The sequence below is a fragment of the Variovorax sp. SRS16 genome (assembly GCF_901827165.1).
In the GTDB taxonomy this organism is placed as follows: Bacteria; Pseudomonadota; Gammaproteobacteria; order Burkholderiales; family Burkholderiaceae_C; genus Variovorax.
The window spans coordinates 979,463-998,277 of sequence record NZ_LR594666.1 but is presented as its reverse complement, the minus strand read 5'-3'; the positions used below and the strand labels follow the sequence as shown (position 1 = coordinate 998,277).

General features: G+C 69.6%; 7 protein-coding genes. 5 read left to right on the top strand and 2 right to left on the bottom strand.

What is annotated here, in order from left to right; translation table 11 throughout:
• Window positions 1-20 precede the first annotated feature (20 nt).
• From E5P2_RS04790 to E5P2_RS04770, 5 genes are read left to right on the top strand one after another with little or no spacing between them, the layout of a single operon-like run.
• Entirely contained in the window at window positions 21-6,725 is a 6,705-nt protein-coding gene (locus E5P2_RS04790) for a polyketide synthase (RefSeq protein ID WP_232080579.1), read from the top strand.
• On the top strand, window positions 6,722-11,737 hold the full coding sequence (locus tag E5P2_RS04785; RefSeq protein WP_162566011.1) for a non-ribosomal peptide synthetase: 5,016 nt from the start codon (window positions 6,722-6,724) through the stop codon (window positions 11,735-11,737). The genes E5P2_RS04790 and E5P2_RS04785 overlap by 4 nt, the downstream gene beginning before the upstream one ends.
• Window positions 11,738-11,741: 4 nt before the next feature.
• Window positions 11,742-12,455, top strand: coding sequence for a 4'-phosphopantetheinyl transferase family protein (locus E5P2_RS04780; RefSeq protein WP_162566010.1), 714 nt, complete (start codon window positions 11,742-11,744; stop codon window positions 12,453-12,455).
• Window positions 12,456-12,463: 8 nt separating this feature from the next.
• On the top strand, window positions 12,464-13,279 hold the full coding sequence (locus tag E5P2_RS04775; RefSeq protein ID WP_162566009.1) for a serine aminopeptidase domain-containing protein: 816 nt from the start codon (window positions 12,464-12,466) through the stop codon (window positions 13,277-13,279).
• On the top strand, window positions 13,266-14,195 hold the full coding sequence (locus tag E5P2_RS04770) for an alpha/beta hydrolase family protein (protein WP_162566008.1): 930 nt from the start codon (window positions 13,266-13,268) through the stop codon (window positions 14,193-14,195). The genes E5P2_RS04775 and E5P2_RS04770 overlap by 14 nt, the downstream gene beginning before the upstream one ends.
• Window positions 14,196-14,207: 12 nt before the next feature.
• Here the strand turns inward: E5P2_RS04770 and E5P2_RS04765 are convergent, their stop codons facing one another.
• Window positions 14,208-17,372: an efflux RND transporter permease subunit gene (locus tag E5P2_RS04765; protein WP_162566007.1), complete on the bottom strand. Its 3,165-nt coding sequence runs from the start codon at window positions 17,370-17,372 to the stop codon at window positions 14,208-14,210.
• On the bottom strand, window positions 17,369-18,604 hold the full coding sequence (locus E5P2_RS04760) for an efflux RND transporter periplasmic adaptor subunit (RefSeq protein ID WP_162566006.1): 1,236 nt from the start codon (window positions 18,602-18,604) through the stop codon (window positions 17,369-17,371). The genes E5P2_RS04765 and E5P2_RS04760 overlap by 4 nt, the downstream gene beginning before the upstream one ends.
• Window positions 18,605-18,815: the final 211 nt, after the last annotated feature.

The window sequence follows — 18,815 nt, the reverse complement described above, 5'->3', positions numbered from 1 at the left end:
GTGGTGAAAGGGATCTCGTGGTGACTGCATTCATACCCATACACCAACGCGTTGCGCTTCGCGCGGCGGCGACCCCGAATGCCATCGCCGTCTCCTGCAACGACATTTCGATCACCTACCAGCAGCTGAACCGCCGTGCCAACCAGCTGGCGCGGCGTCTGCAGCGCGCCGGCGCCGGCCGGGATCGGCTGATCGCCATCGGCATGGACCGGTCCATCGAGATGGTGGTGGGCCTGCTCGCCATCCTCAAGTCGGGAAGCGCCTATCTCCCCATCGACCTCGAGTACCCCGCGGAGCGGATCGAATTCACACTGGAAGACGCTCGCCCGGTCGCGATGCTGACGCACTCCGCCAATGCGGCGGCCATTCCGGCGGCGAACCTGCCCGTGCTGCGGGTCGATGACGAAACGCTCGCCAGCGAAGACTCGGCGGATATCGGCAGCGCCGACCCCGAGGCCATCGCCTACGTGATCTACACCTCGGGCTCCACCGGCCGGCCCAAGGGCTGCCTCGTCACGCATGCCAATGTGGCGCGCCTGTTCGATGCGACGGATGCCTGGTACGGCTTCGGGCCGGACGATGTCTGGACCTTCTTCCATTCGCATGCCTTCGATTTCTCGGTCTGGGAAATCTGGGGTGCGCTGGCCTATGGCGGCCGGGTCGCGGTGGTGCCCTATGCGACCACGCGCTCGCCCGCCGACTTCCTCGATCTGCTGGTGCGCGAAAAGGTCACGGTCCTCAACCAGACGCCTTCCGCCTTCCGGTCCCTGATCGACGCCGACCGCCGCTCGGCGCTGGCATCCGACGCGCTCAGCCTGCGCTACGTGATCTTCGGCGGCGAGGCGCTCGCCTTCGAGATGCTTCGCCCCTGGTACGAGCGTCATGGCGATGTCCGGCCGCAGTTGATCAACATGTACGGGATCACGGAAACGACGGTCCACGTGACCTATCGCCCGGTGTCGCTGCAGGACCTGGAGCAACGTCGCGGCAGCATGATCGGCCGACCGATCCCGGACCTGCGCATCCACCTGCTGGGCGAAGACCTGAAGCCGGTGGCCGCGGGCGAAACGGGCGAGATCGTCGTCAGCGGCGCCGGCGTGAGCAACGGCTATCTGCGGCGTCCCGAACTGAGTGCGCAACGCTTCATCGACTGGACCGATCCGGCCACCGGCGAAACGCTGCGCGCCTACCGCTCAGGCGATCTCGGCCGGGCCGATGCGGACGGCGACATCGAATGCCTGGGCCGGATGGACCATCAGGTCAAGATCCGCGGCTTTCGCATCGAGACCGACGAGATCGAGAACCTGCTGCTGCGGCATCCCGGCGTGCGCGAATGCGCGGTGATCGCGCGCACCGATCACGGCGGCGGCGAGGCACGACTCGTGGCCTATGTCGTGCCGAGCTCGGCGCGCATCGCCGGCCCGGCGCTGCGCGCCCACCTGGCGCGGGACCTGCCGCAGTTCATGCTCCCGGCCGCCTTCGTCGACCTGCCGGCCTTGCCGCTCACCGAAAACGGCAAGCTCGACCGCCGCGCGCTGCCGGCGCCGCCGCGCGAGCGGCCCGAACTGGCTGCGCCGTTTCAAGAACCCTCGACGCCGCTCGAAACGCAGGTGTGCCAGGTATTCGCCGACGTGCTGGACATCGACCGTGCCGGCGTGTTCGACAACTTCTTCGAATTGGGCGGCACCTCGCTGGCCGTGATCCGCGCGCTGGAGAAGCTCGCCCACGCGGGCTCGCGCAAGCTGGGCGTGATCGATTTCTTCCACGAGCCCACCCCCAGGGCGCTGGCGCAAGCGCTCGGCGAGCCGGTCGAGCCCGCCACGGCCGCGCGCACGAAGGCTTCGCCAGCCGATGCGCTGGAGCCGGTGGCCATCATCGCGATGGCCGGTCGCTTTCCGGGCGCCGCGGACGTGGAACAGTTCTGGGACAACCTGCGCGCAGGCCGCGAGTCCATCACCTTCTTCTCGGACGATGCGCTCGACCCCTCGGTCAGCGCCGCGCTGCGCGCCGATCCCGCCTATGTGCGGGCACGCGGCGTGGTGGACGGCATCGAGATGTTCGATGCCGCGCACTTCGGCATCGGCCCCCGGGAGGCCGAGGTCATGGATCCGCAGCAGCGCCTGTTTCTCGAGCTCTGCTGGGAATGCCTCGAACGCGGCGGCTACGTACCGGACGCGACCCCGGGTCCGGTCGGCGTCTATGCCGGCATGTACGGCAGCACCTACCTGCATCGCCATCTGCTGCCCCGCGCCGACCTGATCGAGCAGCTGGGCGAGCTGCCCGTCAACCTGGCCAACGACAAGGACTTCATCGCCACCCGCGTGGCCCACCGGCTGAACCTGACCGGCCCCGCGATCAGCGTGCACACGGCCTGCTCGACCTCGCTGGTGGCGGTGGCGCAGGCCTTCGCGGCGATCCGCCACGGCGAATGCGACATGGCGCTCGCCGGCGCGGCCTCGGTGACCTGCCCGCCGCGCAGCGGCTACCTCTACGAAGAGGGCGCCATGCTCTCGCCCGACGGCCACACGCGCGCCTTCGATGCCGGCGCGCAAGGCACGGTCTTCAGCGACGGCGCGGCCGTCGTGCTGCTCAAGCGCCTGTCGGCCGCGATCGCCGATGGCGATCCGATCCACGCGGTGTTGCGCGGTGCCGCGATCAACAACGACGGCGCCGTCAAGGCCAGCTTCACCGCACCCAGCATCGACGGCCAGGCGCGCGTGGTCACCGCGGCGCTGGCCTCGGCGGGCGTCGACGCGCGCAGCATCTCCTACGTCGAGACGCACGGCACCGCGACGCCGATGGGCGATCCGATCGAGATCGCGGCGCTGACCAAGGCCTATGCGGCCCAGACCCGCGACACCGGCTTCTGCGCCATCGGCTCGGTCAAGAGCAACATCGGCCACCTCGTGGCGGCCTCGGGCGCCACCGGCCTCATCAAGACCGCGTTCGCGCTGCGCGAACAGGCGATTCCGCCGTCGGTGAATTTCAGCGCGCCCAATCCGGCGATCGATTTCGCGTCGACCCCGTTCCGCGTCAACGACCGGCTGCAAAGCTGGCCGCGCGCCGCGGCACCGCGCCGCGCCGGCGTGAGCTCCTTCGGCGTCGGCGGCACCAATGCGCACGTCATCGTCGAGGAAGCGCCGCTGATCGCGCCGTCGGATGCCGGTGCGGGACCGCAGCTGCTGCAACTCTCGGCGCGCACGACCACGGCGCTGTCGGCCGCCGCGTCGCGCCTGGCCGGGCATCTGCAGGCGTGGCCCGATGTCTCGCTCGCGGACGTCGCGCACACGCTGCGCGTCGGGCGCAAGTCCTTCGCACACCGTGCCTGCGTCGTCGCCGGCAGCGTCGACGAGGCCGTGCAGGCGCTGCGCGCCGACGGCCATCCGATGCGCGCCGCCGGCGAGATCGCGGCCTGGGTGCCGCGCGCGGTCTTCATGTTCCCCGGCCAGGGCGCGCAGTACGCCGGCATGGGTCGCGCGCTGTACGCGAACGAGGCCGTGTTCCGCCAGGCCTTCGACGAGTGCCTGCAGGCCTTCGACGGCGTGCTGCCCTTCGACCTGCGCGAGCGCATGTTCTCGGACGACGACGGCGCGCTCAAGCCGACCTCGGTCACCCAGCCCGCCACCTTCGCGATCGAGTACGCGCTCGCGCGCCAGCTGCAAGCGCTCGGCATCCAGCCGGCAGCGCTGGTCGGCCACAGCGTGGGCGAGTTCGCCGCCGCGGTGCTGGCCGGCGTGATGGGCCTGCGCGATGCCGCCCGGCTGGTGGCCCAACGCGGCGCCCTGATGCAGGCCATGCCCGAGGGCGACATGCTGTCGGTCCGGATGCCGGCAGCCGAGCTCGCCAAGCAGCTGCCCGACGGCATCTCCCTCGCGGCGGAGAACGGACCGAGCGCCTGCGTGGCCGCCGGCCCGGCGCCGCTGATCGAGCAGTTCCGCCAGCAGCTCGAAGCGGCGGGCGTCGCCGCCAAGCTGCTGCAGACCTCGCACGCCTTCCATTCCGTGATGATGGACGGCGCCGTGGCGCCCTTCGAAGCGCTGGTCCGCCAGGTGCCGCTGTCGGCGCCGGCGCTGCCGATCTTCTCGACCTTGACCGGTCGGCTGCTCAGCGCTGACGAGGCCATCGACCCGGCCTATTGGTCGCGCCATCTGCGCGAGACGGTGCGTTTCGCGCCGGCGGTGCAGAGCGTGCTCGGCGAAATCGATCATCCGCTGTTCATCGAACTGGGTCCGCGCAACACGCTCGCGACGCTGGTGCGCCAGCACGCATCGAGGCAGCGCACCATCAGCGCCGTGTCGCTGCTGGGCGATCGCCCCGACCAGGAGCGCGCCGCCTGGCGTCTTGCCGCGGGCCGCCTCTGGACGCTCGGGCTGGACCCGGACCTTTCGCTGCTCGACGTGCGCGCACGCAAGCACCGCCTGCAACTGCCCACCTACCCCTTCGAGCGCAAGCGCTTCTGGGTCGACATCGCGTCGGCCCCGGCGCAGCCTGCCGCTCCCGCGCCTGCCACTTCCATGCCCTCGTCCCCATCGATTCCGGAGTTGACAATGACTGCCGCCGTTTCCGCCGCCCCTGCACCGGGTGCACTGCCCGCGCGCCGCGCCTCGCTCGTCAACCGCCTGCGCGATCTGTTCGAGAACCTCTCGGGCATCGACATGGCCGGCGTCGGCGGCGCATCGCCCTTCGTCGAGATCGGACTCGACTCGCTCACCCTCACCCAGGCCGCGATCCAGGTCAAGAAGCACTTCAAGGTCAACCTGAGCTTCCGGCAGCTGATGGAAAGCTACCGCAGCTTCGACGCGCTGGCGGAATTCCTCGATGCCACCTTGCCGCCGGACCCGATCGCAGCAGTGCCCGCCGCAGTACCGGCGCCTGTCGCGATGGCCGTCGCCGCGCCGATGGCCGCCGCGCCGCAAGTCGCCGTCTCGGCACCGCTCGCGACGGTCCAGCCCATGGCGGCGATCGCGCCGGCCAACGGCAGCCTGGTGCAGCAGGTGATCGCACAACAGATGCAATTGATGCAGCAGCAACTCGCATTGCTGTCGGCGGTGCCGACGGTACCGGTCAGCCCCGTGCTGCCGGCGCCGGCGGTGGAGCAACCCACGCCCATGGCCACCGCCGCGGCCACGGCGTCCACATCCCCCGCACCGGCCGCCGAGGAGCCACCGGTCGCAGCGCCGAAGTACGACGTCAAGAAGGCCTTCGGCGCCATCGCGCGCATCCACACGCAGAGCAAGGAACCGACCGAACGCCAGAAGGCGCGGCTCGCGGCCTTCATTCGCCGCTACACCGAGCGCACTGCTGCCAGCAAGGCCTTCACCGAGAAGCATCGCCCGCAGATGGCCGACCCGCGCGTGGTCAACGGCTTCCGCCCCGCGACCAAGGAAATCACCTACCAGATCGTGGTCGAGCGCTCCAAGGGTTCGAGGCTCTGGGACATCGACGGCAACGAGTACGTCGACGTGCTCAACGGCTTCGGCATGAACCTGTTCGGCTGGCAGCCCGACTTCGTCAACGAGGCGGTGCGCGCCCAGCTCGACCGCGGCTACGAGATCGGCCCGATGCATCCGCTCGCCGCCGACGTTTCGGAGCTGGTCTGCGACATCACCGGCTTCGACCGCGTCGGCCTGTGCAACACCGGCTCCGAGGCAGTGATGGCGGCGATGCGCATCGCCCGCACCGTCACCGGTCGCAGCACCGTCATCATGTTCACCGGTTCCTACCACGGCACCTTCGACGAGGTGCTGGTGCGCGCCGGCCGCGGCGGCAAGGGCATGTCGGCCGCGCCGGGCGTGCTGCAGGGCATGTTCGGCGAGATCCGCGTGCTCGATTACGGCACGCCGGAATCGCTGCAGTTCATCCGCGACCACGCCGACGACCTGGCTGCGGTGCTGGTCGAGCCGGTGCAGAGCCGCCGCCCCGATTTCCAGCCGCGCGAATTCCTGCGCGAGCTGCGCGCCATCACCGAGAAATCCGACACCTGCCTGATCTTCGACGAGGTCATCACCGGCTTTCGCTGCGACCTCGGCGGTGCCCAGGCGCTGTTCGGCATCCGCGCCGACCTGGCCTGCTACGGCAAGGTGATCGGCGGCGGCTTTCCGGTCGGCGTGGTCGCCGGCAAGCGCGCCTACATGGACGCGCTGGACGGCGGCGCCTGGCAGTACGGCGACGACTCGATGCCGACGGTGGGCGTGACCTATTTCGCCGGCACCTTCGTTCGCCATCCGCTGGCCCTGTCGGCCGCCAAGGCCTCGCTCGAACACCTCAAGCGCGACAACGGCGCGCTGCAGCAGACGCTGAACCTGCACACCGCGGCGATGGCCGACGAACTGACCGCCTTCTGCCGCGAGGTCGGTGCGCCGCTCGAGATCCGCTACTTCTCGTCGCTGTGGCGCGTGACCTGGCTCGAGGACCATCCGCTGCAGGATCTGCTGTTCGCCATGATGCGCAGCCGCGGCGTGCACATCCTGGACAACTTCCCCTGCTTCATGACGACGGCGCACACGCAGCAGGACATCGCGACCATCAAGTCGGCCTTCAAGGAATCGGTGGCCGAGATGCAGGAAGCCGAGCTGCTGCCGCGCCGTGCCGTGACCCAGCCGGCCTTCGATGCCTCTCATCCGCCGGCGCCCGACGCGCGGCTGGGCCGCGATCGGGATGGCCAGCCCGCCTGGTTCGTACCGGACCCCAAGGCACAGGGTAAATTCACCAAGTACCAAGCATGACCGAAGCCGTCGCCATTTCTCCTGCCGAGCAAGCCAACGACGCGTTCGACCCGTTCGAGTCGGGCGCGATCGAGCGGATCGTCTCGACGACCGAAGCGCAGCGCGAAGTCTGGCTCGGCGACCGCCTGAGCCCGGAAGCATCGCTCGCCTACAACGAGTCGCTGCAGCTGCGTCTGCGCGGCACGCTGGACACGCGCGCGCTGGCCAACGCGCTCGATCGCCTGATCGAACGCCATGAATCGCTGCGCTCCACCATCTCGCCGGACGGCACGCAATTCCTGATCGGCGAAGCCACGCCGCTGCAGCTGATCGAGCACGATCTGCGCGCGCTCGATCCGGCCGCGCAGAAGCGCCGGCTCGACGAGGACAGCGTGGCTGCGGTGCAGAACCCTTTCCTGCTCGAACAGGGTCCGCTCTTTCGTGCCAGCCTCTATCAGTTGTCGAGCATCGACTACCTGCTCGTGATGACCGCCCACCATGCCGTCTGCGACGGCTGGTCGTGGGGCGTTGTCAGCCAGGACCTGGGACAGCTCTACGCCGAGCAGATCGGTGCCGGGCCGGGCCTCGAGCCGGCGGCGCAGTATTCGGACTACGCGGCGTGGGAGGCGGAGGAAGCCTCCGGCCCCGCGATGCAGGCGCATACCGACTACTGGCTGTCGCGCTTCGCGGGCGGCAGCCTGCCGGTGATGGAACTGCCGGTCGATCATCCGCGTCCGCCAGTGCGCACCTTCAACTCGTTGCGCATCGATCATCTGCTGGACCGCGAGCTGGTCGACGGGCTGCGCAAGGTCGGCGCTGCATCCGGCACCAGCCTGTTCGCCGCCTTGTTCAGCGGCTTCGCCGCGACCCTGCACCGCCTGACCGCGCAGGACGAGCTGGTGATCGGCATCGCGGCCGCCGGCCAGATGCCGAGCGACATGCCGAGCCTCGTGGGCCATTGCGTCAACCTGCTGCCGATCCGCGTGGCGGTCGATCCGCAGACCCCCTTCGACGCGCTCTCGCGGCAGGCCGGCAGTCTCTTGCTCGACGCCTTCGAGCATCAGACGCTGACCTACGGCTCGCTGCTCAAGAAGCTGCCGGTGGCGCGCGATCCCAGCCGACTGCCGCTGGTGAGCGTGCTGTTCAACGTCGACAGCTCGACCTCGGCGAACGCCAGCACCTTCCCCGATCTGGACGTCGAGCAAAGCAGCATCGGACGGCGCTACGAGAACTTCGAACTCTTCCTCAACATCACGCCGGTGGCCGATGGCATGCGCATCGAGGCCCAGTACAACACCGACCTGTTCGACGACGCCACGGTCAGGCGCTGGCTCGGCATGTACGAAAGCCTGTTGCGCGCCGCGGTGCGCGATCCGGCCCAAGGCGTCGGCCGGCTCGACGTGCTGCCGGAGCGCGAAGCGCTCGCCGTCGCTGCCCTGCAGCCGGCCGCCACGCCGCTGGACGGCGACGCGCTGATGCACGCGGGCTTCGTCGCCTGCGCCGCCGCGCAGCCCGAGCGCATCGCATTGCGCCACGGCGACGAGCGCCTGAGCTATCGCGAACTCGACGAGCGTTCCAACCGCCTGGCCCACGCCCTGCGCGCGCGCGGCATGGGCCGCGGCGAGCTGGTCGGCCTGTGCCTGGACCGCGGCCTGGACATGATGGTCGCGCTGCTGGCGGTGCTGAAGAGCGGCGCAGCCTACGTGCCGCTCGACCCCGCGTTCCCGCAGGCACGCCTCGACTACTACGCCGAGGATGCGAAGCTGGGCCTGCTGCTGACCACCTCGACGATCGCCGCCGCACCCGTCGGCTGGCGCGCCGATGCGGCCGAACGCGTGCTGCGCCTGGACCTGGACGCCGACTGGCTCGCGCAGCCCGCGACCCCGCCCGCACCCGGCGCGCAGGATGCGCAGCCCGAGGACAGCGCCTACGTGATCTACACCTCCGGCTCGACCGGCAAGCCCAAGGGCGTCTGCGTGCCGCATCGCGCGGTCGCGAACTTCCTGCAGAGCATGCGCGCGGAACCCGGCATCGAGATCGACGACCGCCTCGCCGCGGTGACGACGCTGTCCTTCGACATCGCCGTGCTCGAGCTGATGCTGCCGCTGACAGTCGGCGCGCAAGTAGTGCTGGTGCCGCGCGAGACCACCATGGACGGCGATGCGCTGCGCAGCCTGGTCGAAGGCTGCGGCGTGACCATGATGCAGGCCACGCCGGGCGCCTGGCGCCTGCTGCTCGACGCGCAATGGCGCGGCACCTTCGGCTTCAAGGCGCTGGTGGGCGGCGAGAGCCTGCCCGCCGACCTCGCGCAGCTGCTGCTCGGCCGCTGCGGCGAAGTGTGGAACATGTACGGTCCGACCGAGACCACCATCTGGTCGACGCTGTGGCGCGTCGACGCGACCCAGGTGGCGCGGCGCGGCGTCTCGATCGGCCGACCGATCGCCAACACCACCGTCTGGATCCTCGACGAGCAGGGCCAGCGCTGCCCGGTCGGCGTGCCCGGCGAGATCTGCATCGGCGGCCAGGGCGTGACGCTCGGCTACCTCGAACGGCCCGAGCTGACGGCGGAACGCTTCATCGCCGATCCGTGGGGCGGCCAGGGCGCGCTGCTGTATCGCACCGGCGACCGCGGCCGCTGGCGCAACGACGGCCTGCTGGAACACATGGGCCGGCTCGACTTCCAGGTCAAGGTTCGCGGCTACCGCATCGAGCTCGGCGAGATCGAGGCCGGCTGCAACGAAGCGCCCGGCGTGGCGCGCAGCGTGGTCGTCACGCGCGAGGACCAGCCGGGCGATGTGCGCCTGGTGGCCTATGTGGCGCCGGTGGCCGGCGCGACGATCGATCTGGCCGAACTGGATCGCCGTCTGCGCGCGCGGCTGCCGCAGTACATGGTGCCGCAGCACGTGGTCGTGCTCGACGCGCTGCCGCAGCTGCCCAACGGCAAGATCGACCGCAAGGCGCTGCCCAAGCCGAACGCGACGCGGCAGGAGGCGGCGGAACGCCTGGCGCCGCGCGACGATCGCGAGCGCATCGTGCTGGAGACCATGGAGCGCGTGCTCAACCTGCCGGGCCTCGGCATCCGCGACGATTTCTTCGCGCTCGGCGGCCATTCGCTGCTGGCGGCGCGGCTGGCGACACAGCTCGGCGGCGCCTTCGAGATCAAGCTGCCGCTGCGCGTGCTGTTCGAGGCACCCACCGCCGAACGGCTGGCCGCGGCCATCGAAGGCCTGCAGCGCAGCAACGCGCCGCGCGCCGAAGCGATCCCGCATCGCGCCGATCGGCGCAGCGCGCCGCTCACGCCGATGCAGGAGCGCATCCGCTTCATCGAGGAGCTGCACCCGGGACGGCCGGTCTACAACGCGCCCTCCGCGCACCGGCTCGGCGGCTCGCTGGACCTGCCGAAGTTCGAGGAAGCGCTGCGCGAGATCATCCGCCGCCAGAGCGCCCTGCGCACCTTCTTCGGCACCGACCCGGCCACCGGCGAACCCGCCGCGCTGATCAGCGACCAGGTCGTGCTCGACATGCCGCTGATCGACCTCAGCGGCATCCCGGCCGGCGAGCGCGAGGCCGCGCTGCAACAGCAGATGCAGGAGGTGGCCGACCGGCCGATCGACATCCATCGCGGGCCGCTGTTCCATGCGGCGCTGTTCAAGGTCGCGGACGACGACCATGCCTTCGTCTTCGTGCCGCACCACCTGATCTGGGACGGCTGGTCCTTCGACCTGCTGCAGAGCGAGCTGTCGGTGATCTACGGCGCGCTGGTGCGCGGCGAGCCGCACGGACTGCCCGAGCCGGCGGTGAGCCATGGCGACTACGCCGAGTGGTATGCCCGCTGGCTCGAGTCGCCGGAATACCAGGAACAGCTGCGCTACTGGAACGATCGCTTCGCCCATGCACCGCCGGCCAAGGCGCCGCGCACCGACATGCCGCGCCGCGCCGGCATGAGCGGCCAGGGCGGCACGCACCGCATCGAGATCGACAAGACGCTGGCCGAACGGCTGCGCGAGGTCGCGCGCGGCCACGACGTCACGCTGAACATGCTGACGCTCGGCGTCTACACGCTGATGATGGGCAGCGTCATCGAGACGCGCGCCATCGTCATCGCGACACCGGTGCGCGGCCGCGAGGCGCCGGAGACCGAGTCGGTGATGGGCTTCTTCAACAACATCCTGCCGCTGTCCTTCCAGATCGACCGCTCGCTGCGCTTCGGCGAGTTCATGCACTATCTCAAGCAGGAACTGCTGTCGATCATGAACTACCAGCAGGTGCCCTTCGAGCGCCTGGCCACCGAGCCGGCCTTCGTCGAGCGTGCCCAGGGCGTCGGCCTCTACCAGGCGCTGTTCTCGTTCCAGGATGCGCGCGAGCGGCCCTCCGCCATCGGGAACCTGCGCGACCGCCAGATGCACCTGCTGCAGCAGGGCGCGACCGACGATCTCGGCCTCTGGCTGATGGACAAGCCGACCGGCATCGAAGGCGCGGTCACCTACAACGCCGACATCTACAAGGCGGAAACGGGTGCGGCTTTCAAGGAGCGCTTCATCGAATTGCTCCAGACCGTGGCGCAGCGGCCCGACGACAGCGTCGAGGCCATCGTGGCACCGATGGGATCGGCGAGCGCCGCCTATCTGCAGCATCTGGCCGCCACCGAAACGCCGGAGCAGGCCGAGGCGGCCGCCACGGTGCAGGCCGCGCGCCAGGCCCAGCCGCAGCAACTGCTGCTGCCCGAACAGGCGCAGTTGGCGCAGGTCTGGGCCAGCGTGCTCGGCATCGACGTGAACGACCTGCGCACCAGCGACAACTTCTTCGACCTCGGCGGCGACTCGCTGCTGACGATGCGGGTGCTCCAGCAGGCCGAGCAGGCACTGGGCTTTCGCGTCGAGCCGCGCCGTTACGTGTTCGAGAGCCTGGGACAGCTGGCCGTGCCCACCGGCGCCCCCGTGCAGGCGCAGGCTGTCGACGAAAGCGCGCCGGCACAGGCACCGCGCGGCAACGCGTTCACGCGTATGCTGGGCCGCTTCGGCCGAAAGGGTTGAGACCGTGAACGCCATCACGTCGATCGGATGCATCGAAGGCTGCGCGCTGTGGCGCGTGGATCTCGACGCGCCGGACGCGCTTCCATGGCAGACGCTCCTGTCCGCCGGGGAGCGCGCGCGCGCGGCCCGCTTCGTCTTCGAACGCGATCGGCGCCGCTACCTCGCGGCGCACGGCGCGCTGCGCCATCTGCTCGGCCTGCGCGCCGGCACCGATGGGCAGGCGCTGCAATTTGCCGAGGGGCCGTTCGGCAAGCCCTTCCTGCGCGACCGGCCCGGTATCGCGTTCAACCTGAGCCACAGCCAGGCGATCGGCCTGGTCGCCATCGGCGAGGGCGCGATCGGCGTCGATGTCGAAGTGCTGCGGCCGATGGACGACATGCCGGCGCTCGCCGCGGCGCATTTCACCGATGCAGAGCAGCAGGCGCTGGCGAGCGCCGAAGCGGCCCGGCAAGCACGCGTGTTCCTCGAAATCTGGACGCGCAAGGAAGGCTGCCTCAAGGCGCTCGGCGCCGGACTGTCGATCGACACCCGCACGATCCATGTCGGCGCCGCTGCCACGGCGGGCGCCTCGGCCCCGATCGATGCCGGTGCGCACGGCGCATTGAGCGCATCGTCCTTCGACCTCGGCGCCGAGGCGATCGCCTGCGTGGCCCGCGTCGCCGGTCTCCCTGCCGCATCCACCGAAGCGCAATGCTGCACCGCGGAGGCCTGTGCATGACGATGAGCATGAGACCGATCGTCTTCGGGCCCCTGCAGCGACGGCTGTTCGGGTTCTTCCACGCGCCGCAGAAGACGACGCCGGCACGCGCCGGCCTGGTGATGTGCTATCCCTTCGGCCACGAAGCGACGCGCGCGCACCGCCTCTACCGCGTGCTGGCCGAACGCCTGGCGCGCCAGGGTGTCGCGGTGCTGCGCTTCGACTACTTCGGCACCGGCGATTCACCCGGCGGCGATCTCGATGGCGACATGGAAGGCTGGCGCGGCGACATCCTGCAGGCGCATGCGGAGTTGAAGCGCCTGGCCGAGGTGCGTAGCATCCACTGGCTCGCATCGCGACTCGGCGCCGCCCTGGCGGTGCAGGCCGCGGGCGATGCGGCCGACCTCGACCGCCTGATCCTGTGGGATCCGATCGTCGACGGCCCCGCTTACGTGAAGGAACTCAAGGTCGAACACATGGGGGCGCTCGAGCTGAGCTTCTATGCCAAGGACAAGTCGTGGTTTCGCGCCCATCCGGAACGCGACACCGCGCCGTTGACCGAGGCCATCGGCTTCGGCATCAATGGCAAACTCGCTGCACAATTGCCGGCCGTGCGCGCCGATGCATTGGATGTCCCCGCCCATGCGGCGGCGGTGGTGTTCGCCAATCCGGCGGATCTGCTCGCCGCCGGCTGGTGCGGGCGCCAGCAGCGCGCAGCGCAGCCGGTTCGTCTCGAAGCGCTCGTGCATCCGATCGTCTGGACTTCGGACCCGCTGGCCGACAGCGCGATCGTGCCGGCGGAGGTGACCCAACGTTTGTCAGCCCTGTTCAATGAACCCACCTAAAGAAGAACCCGTCCTCTTCGGCCCCGCGTCGGCGCTGTTCGGCGTGTTGACGCGTCCGGCATCGGGCGCGAGCGCGCCGGTCGCCTGCCTGATGTCGAACTTCGGGGTGACGCATCACATCGGTCCGCACCGCATCCAGGTGAAGCTGGCGCGCCAGCTCGCCGCGCAAGGCATCGCGACCCTGCGCTTCGACCTCACCGGCATCGGCGACAGTCCGGCCTCGGGCACGGCGAAGAATTTCGAATCGCAGGCACAGGACGACCTCCGCGCCGCCATCGACTATCTGGAGTCGAAGCTCGGTGTGAAGAAGGTCGTGATCTTCGGCCTGTGTTCCGGCGTGGCACACGGCCTGCGCATCGCGGTCGCGGACACGCGGGTGACCGGCCTGCTGGCCTTCGACGGCTACCGCTTTCCGGGGCGCCGGGCGGAGCTGCTGCGACTCTGGCGGCGCTTCCTGAAATACCCGGTCGCGCAGAGCGTGCATTGGGCCAAGCGTCTGGCGGGCGCCTCGCGCCAGAAGGACAACCTGCTGGAAAGCCGCGAGCCGGAATCCACGGTCACCGCGGCGGATTTCGCACGCAGCATGGAGACGCTGGTGGCACGCGAGGTGTCGGTCTATCTGGTCTATTCCGCAAGCCACCAGCCGCAGGACCGCAACAAGGACCAGATGCTCGAGCTGCGCGGCGCGCCCTTCCTTGAGAAGGTGCGCTACGAATTCATGCCCGCGGTCGACCACTCGTTCACGCTGCTGTCGAGCCAGCGCTTCTTCAGCGATGCCGCATGCAGCTGGGTGGAGGAGATCACGCAGCGCGTGTCGCGCGGCGCCGCGGCGCTGCCGCCGGCTGCAGCCGATGCGCGGCGCGGCACGCAGAGTCCCGGCGCAGGCGCAGGCCTGGTGCACTCGCTGGCGGCCTGAAGCGCGGCACGCTCAGGCGTGCGACGCAGCAGGGTCCGCGGCCGGTGCCGCGGCTTCGGCTTCGCCCGGCAGCCGCACCATCGGACCGCTGCCGCTGTAGCGGTCGAGCGCAAGGTAGATCGCCGGCGTGATGTAGAGCGTGATCACCTGCGAGAAGATCAGCCCGCCGACCACGGCCACGCCAAGCGGCTGGCGCAGCTCGGCGCCGGCCCCCAGCCCGAGCGCGAGCGGCAACGCGCCCATCATCGCGGCCAGCGTGGTCATCAGGATCGGTCGAAAGCGCAGCCGGCAGGCCTCGCGGATCGCGTCGACCGGCGCCAGGCCCTCGCTGCGCTGCGCTTCGAGCGCGAAGTCGATCAGCATGATCGCGTTCTTCTTGACGATGCCGATCAGGAGCAGGATGCCGATGGTCGCGATCAGCGTCAGGTCGAAGCCGAACAGCTTGAGCGAGAGCAGCGCACCCACCGCCGCCGATGGCAGGCCGGCCAGGATGGTGAGCGGATGGATGTAGCTCTCATAGAGCACGCCGAGCAGCACGTAGATCACCAGCACCGCGAGGATCAGCAGCACCGCCTGGCTCGATTGCGAGCTCTGGAACACCGCCGCGTCGCCGCCGTAGTTGGTGATGATCGAGGGCGGCATCTTCAGCTCGCTCTTGAACTGGTCGATCTTCGCCGTCGCATTGCCCAGCGGCACGTCGGGCGCGAGGTTGAAGGACACGGTCACGGCCTGCAGCTGGCCCTGGTGGTTGATCGAGGTCGGACCGATGGTGCGCCGCACGCTCGAGAAGGCCGACAGCGGCACCAGCTGGCCGGCGCGGTTGCGCACCGACAGGCGCGTCATGTCGTCCTCGAACTGGCGGTCGTTGTCGGCCGCCGAGAGGATCACCTGGTAGGTGTTGCTGGCCGCGTAGATGCTGCCGATCTGGCGGTCGCCGTAGGCGTTGTAGAGCGCGGTGCGCAGGTCGCCGACCGCAACGCCGAGCACGCCGGCCTTGTCGCGATCGATGTCCAGCGTAGCCTGCAGGCCGCGGTTCTGCGAATCGCTGGTGACGTCGCGGAAGACCGGGTCGGCGCGCATGCGCTCCATCAGCCGATCGGCCCAGGCTCCCATGGTGCCGGCATTGACGCTCTGCAGCGTGTACTGGAAGCGCGCCTTGCTCTGCCGCCCGCCCAGGCGCAGGTTCTGCACCGGCTGCATGTAGACCGCGATGCCCGGGATCTCGCGAAAGCGCTTGCGCAGCGCCTCCAGCACCTGGGCCATGCGCGGCCGCTGGCTGCGCGGCTTGAGCACCGCGAACAGCCGGCCCGAATTCTGCGTCGCGGTCGGTCCGCCGACGCCGATGAAGGAGTTGACGTAGTCGACGCTCGGGTCGGCCTGCAGCGCCTCGGCGACGCGCGCCTGCAGCGCCTGCATCGCGGGGAAGGAAATGTCTTCGGCCGCCTCGGTGGTGATCTGGATCTGGCCGATGTCCTCTTCCGGGAAGAAGCCCTTGGGGATGGTGACGAACATCCAGGCCGTGAGCGCGAAGGTCGATGCCGCGAGCAGCAGCATGAGCGGCCGGTGCTGCAGCGTCCAGTCGAGCGAGCGCAGGTAGCCGCCATGCACGCTGCGGTACAGGCGCTCGAAGGCGCGGCCGATCGCGGTGCCGGGCTCGGGATGGCTTTCCTCGTGGTCGAGCACGCCCTCGGCCTTCGGCGTGTGCTTGAGCAGCCGGCTCGCGAGCATCGGCACCAGCGTCAGCGAGACCACGGCCGAGACCGCCACCGCGAGGCCGACGACGACCGCGAACTCGTGGAACAGGAGGCCGATCACGCCCGGCATGAAGAAGATCGGGATGAACACCGCGATCAGCGAGATCGAGATCGAGACGATGGTGAAGCCGACCTCGCGCGCACCGCGCAGCGCGGCGGCGAAGGGCTCCATGCCCTTCTCGACGTAGCGCATGATGTTCTCGAGCACGACGATGGCGTCGTCCACCACCAGCCCGACCGCCAGTGTGATGCCCAGCAGCGAGACGTTGTCCAGGCTGTAGCCGAAGGCATAGAGCAGCGCGACCGCGCCGACCAGCGAGATCGGGATCGTCAGCGCCGGGATCAGCGTGGCCACCAGCCGGTGCAGGAACAGGAAGATCACCAGCACCACCAGCAGGATGGTTCCGAGCAGCGTGAGCTGGACGTCGTGCACCGCCTCGCGGATCGACAGCGAGCGGTCGTTGAGCACGTTGATCTCGATCGACTGCGGCAACTCCTGCCGGAAGCGCGGCATCAGCGCGCGCACCGCATCGACCACCTGCACCGTGTTGGCGTTGGGCTGGCGCTGCACTGCCAGCGAGATCGAACTCTGGCCGTTGTAGCTGCTGGCGGTCTTGACCGATTCGAAGCTGTCCTCGATGGTCGCGACCTCATCGAGACGCACCGCCGCGCCGTTGCGCTGACCGACGATGACCTTGGCGAAGTCCGCGGCCCTGAGCATCTGCTCGTTGGCCTGGATGGTGAGCGTCTGGCGCGGGCCGTCGAGCACGCCGACCGGCGTGTTGGCGTTGGCCAGGCGCACGGCGTTGGCCAGTTCGTCGAGCGTGATGTTGCGCGCATTGAGCAGGTCGGCATCGGCCTTGATGCGCACCGCGAAGGCCTTGCGGCCGTAGACGCCGACCTGGGCCACGCCGTCGATGGTCGACAGCGTCGGCGAGACCAGGTTCTCCGCGTAGTCGTTGAGCTCCGCCGGGTTCATCGACTCCGACACCATCGCGATGAACAGCACCGGCGCGTCGGCCGGATTGACCTTGCGGTACGAAGGCAGCTGCGTGAGTTCGACCGGCAGCTGGCGCTGGGCGCGCAGCAGGGCCGCCTGCACGTCGACCGCGGCGGCATCGATGTCGCGGCTGCTCACGAACTCGAGCGTGATCGAGCTCACGCCCTGCGTGTTGACCGAGCTGATGGTCTGCAGGCCGGGGATGGTCGAGAACTGCTTTTCGAGCGGCAGCGCGACCGACGAGGCCATCGTGTCCGGACTGGCGCCGGGCAGCTGCGCGTTGACGTTGATGACGGGCGTGTTGTAGCTCGGCAGCGCCGCCACCGGGATCTGGAAATAGGCAAAGATGCCGATCACCACCACCGCGGCGGAGAGCAGCACCGTCATCGCGGGACGACGGATGCACAGCTCGGAGATGTTCACGTGCGTTCCCGCTCGGCGACGAGGCCGGCGCCGGGAGGTGCCGCACGGGCCGCGCTGCCGGCATCGCGCCCGGGCGCCGCATCGGCGGGCGGCGGCGACTGCGAGGCAGCCTCGACCCGCACCATGCCGCCGTTCCGCACGTTCTGCTTGCCTTCGATGACCACCCGTTCGCCCGGCTCGACGCCGCGCACCACCACCTGCGTGCCGAAGGTGTAGAGCGACTGGACCTTGCGGCGCGCGGCCTTCTGGCCGGCATCGACCACGTAGACCGAGCTGCCCTCGGCCAGCATCATCAGCGCGGAAGCCGGCAGCACGGTCGCATCGGCGATGGTGCGCACGATCACCCGCGTCTCGACGAACTGGCCGGGCCAGAGGCTCTGGTCGGCGTTGTCGAACACGGCCTTGGCGCGCACCGTGCCGATCAGCGGATCGACCGTGTTGTCGACGAAGCTGAGCGCGCCTTGCAAGGGCAGCTTGCGTCCGGCCACCACGGCTTCGACCCGGGTGCGGGTGCGCGAGGCCTCGAGCAGATCCTGCAGCTTTCCCTCGGGCACCGGAAAGCTCACCGCGATCGGATCGAGCTGCGTGATGGTGACCAGCGACAGGCTGCTCTGCACCAGCGTGCCCGGATAGATGTTGACGGCGCCGATGCGCCCGGCGATCGGCGCGCGCAGCGTGTTGTAGCCGAGCGCGACCTGGGCCGACTGGACCGCGGCGCGGTCGGCGGCGACCGCGGCGCGCTGCGCGTCGAGCTGCGACAGGGTCGCATCGACGGCGCTCTTGGCGATGAAGTTCTGCGCCACCAGGTCCTGGCTGCGTTTGTACTGGCGCTCGAGGTCGGCCAGCGTGGCCTCGTCCTTCTGCTGCTGCGCGCGCGCCTTCGCAAGGTTGGCCTGGTCGGGGCGATCGTCGAGGGTGAACAGCAACTGGCCCGTCTTGACGAACTGACCTTCCTTCACGTGCACCTCGCGCACGGTGTTCGTGATTTGCGGCCGCAGGTCGACGCTGTTGAGCGGTACCACACTGCCATTGACCTGGACGGTGACCGGCACGTTCTGACGCTGCGCGGCCGCCAGCGTGACGAGCGCCGGTGCGCCGCCGGCCGCGTTGGCGGAAGCCGGCACGCCGCTGTGCGCGACGCGCCGCGCACCGGCACCCGACCACCACCAACTGCCCGCCGCTGCGGCAACGATCAGCACGGCGACGGCGCTGAGGACGAGGTTCTTCTTCATGACGGCCTGGGTTGTCTCCGGAAGCGCGCCGCGGCATGCGGGCGCATGTTTAACTTTTTAACTACTGTCATATTGGATCAGGGCCGGGCTCGGGCGTCCATCCGCAACATCGCGATACATCGCGCCTTCATGCACCATCGCACGTCGCGGGCCGCCGGCGGGCCGCGGCGACAGGGGCCGCCCGCTAGAATCCCCGCTCCCACAGCCTCTG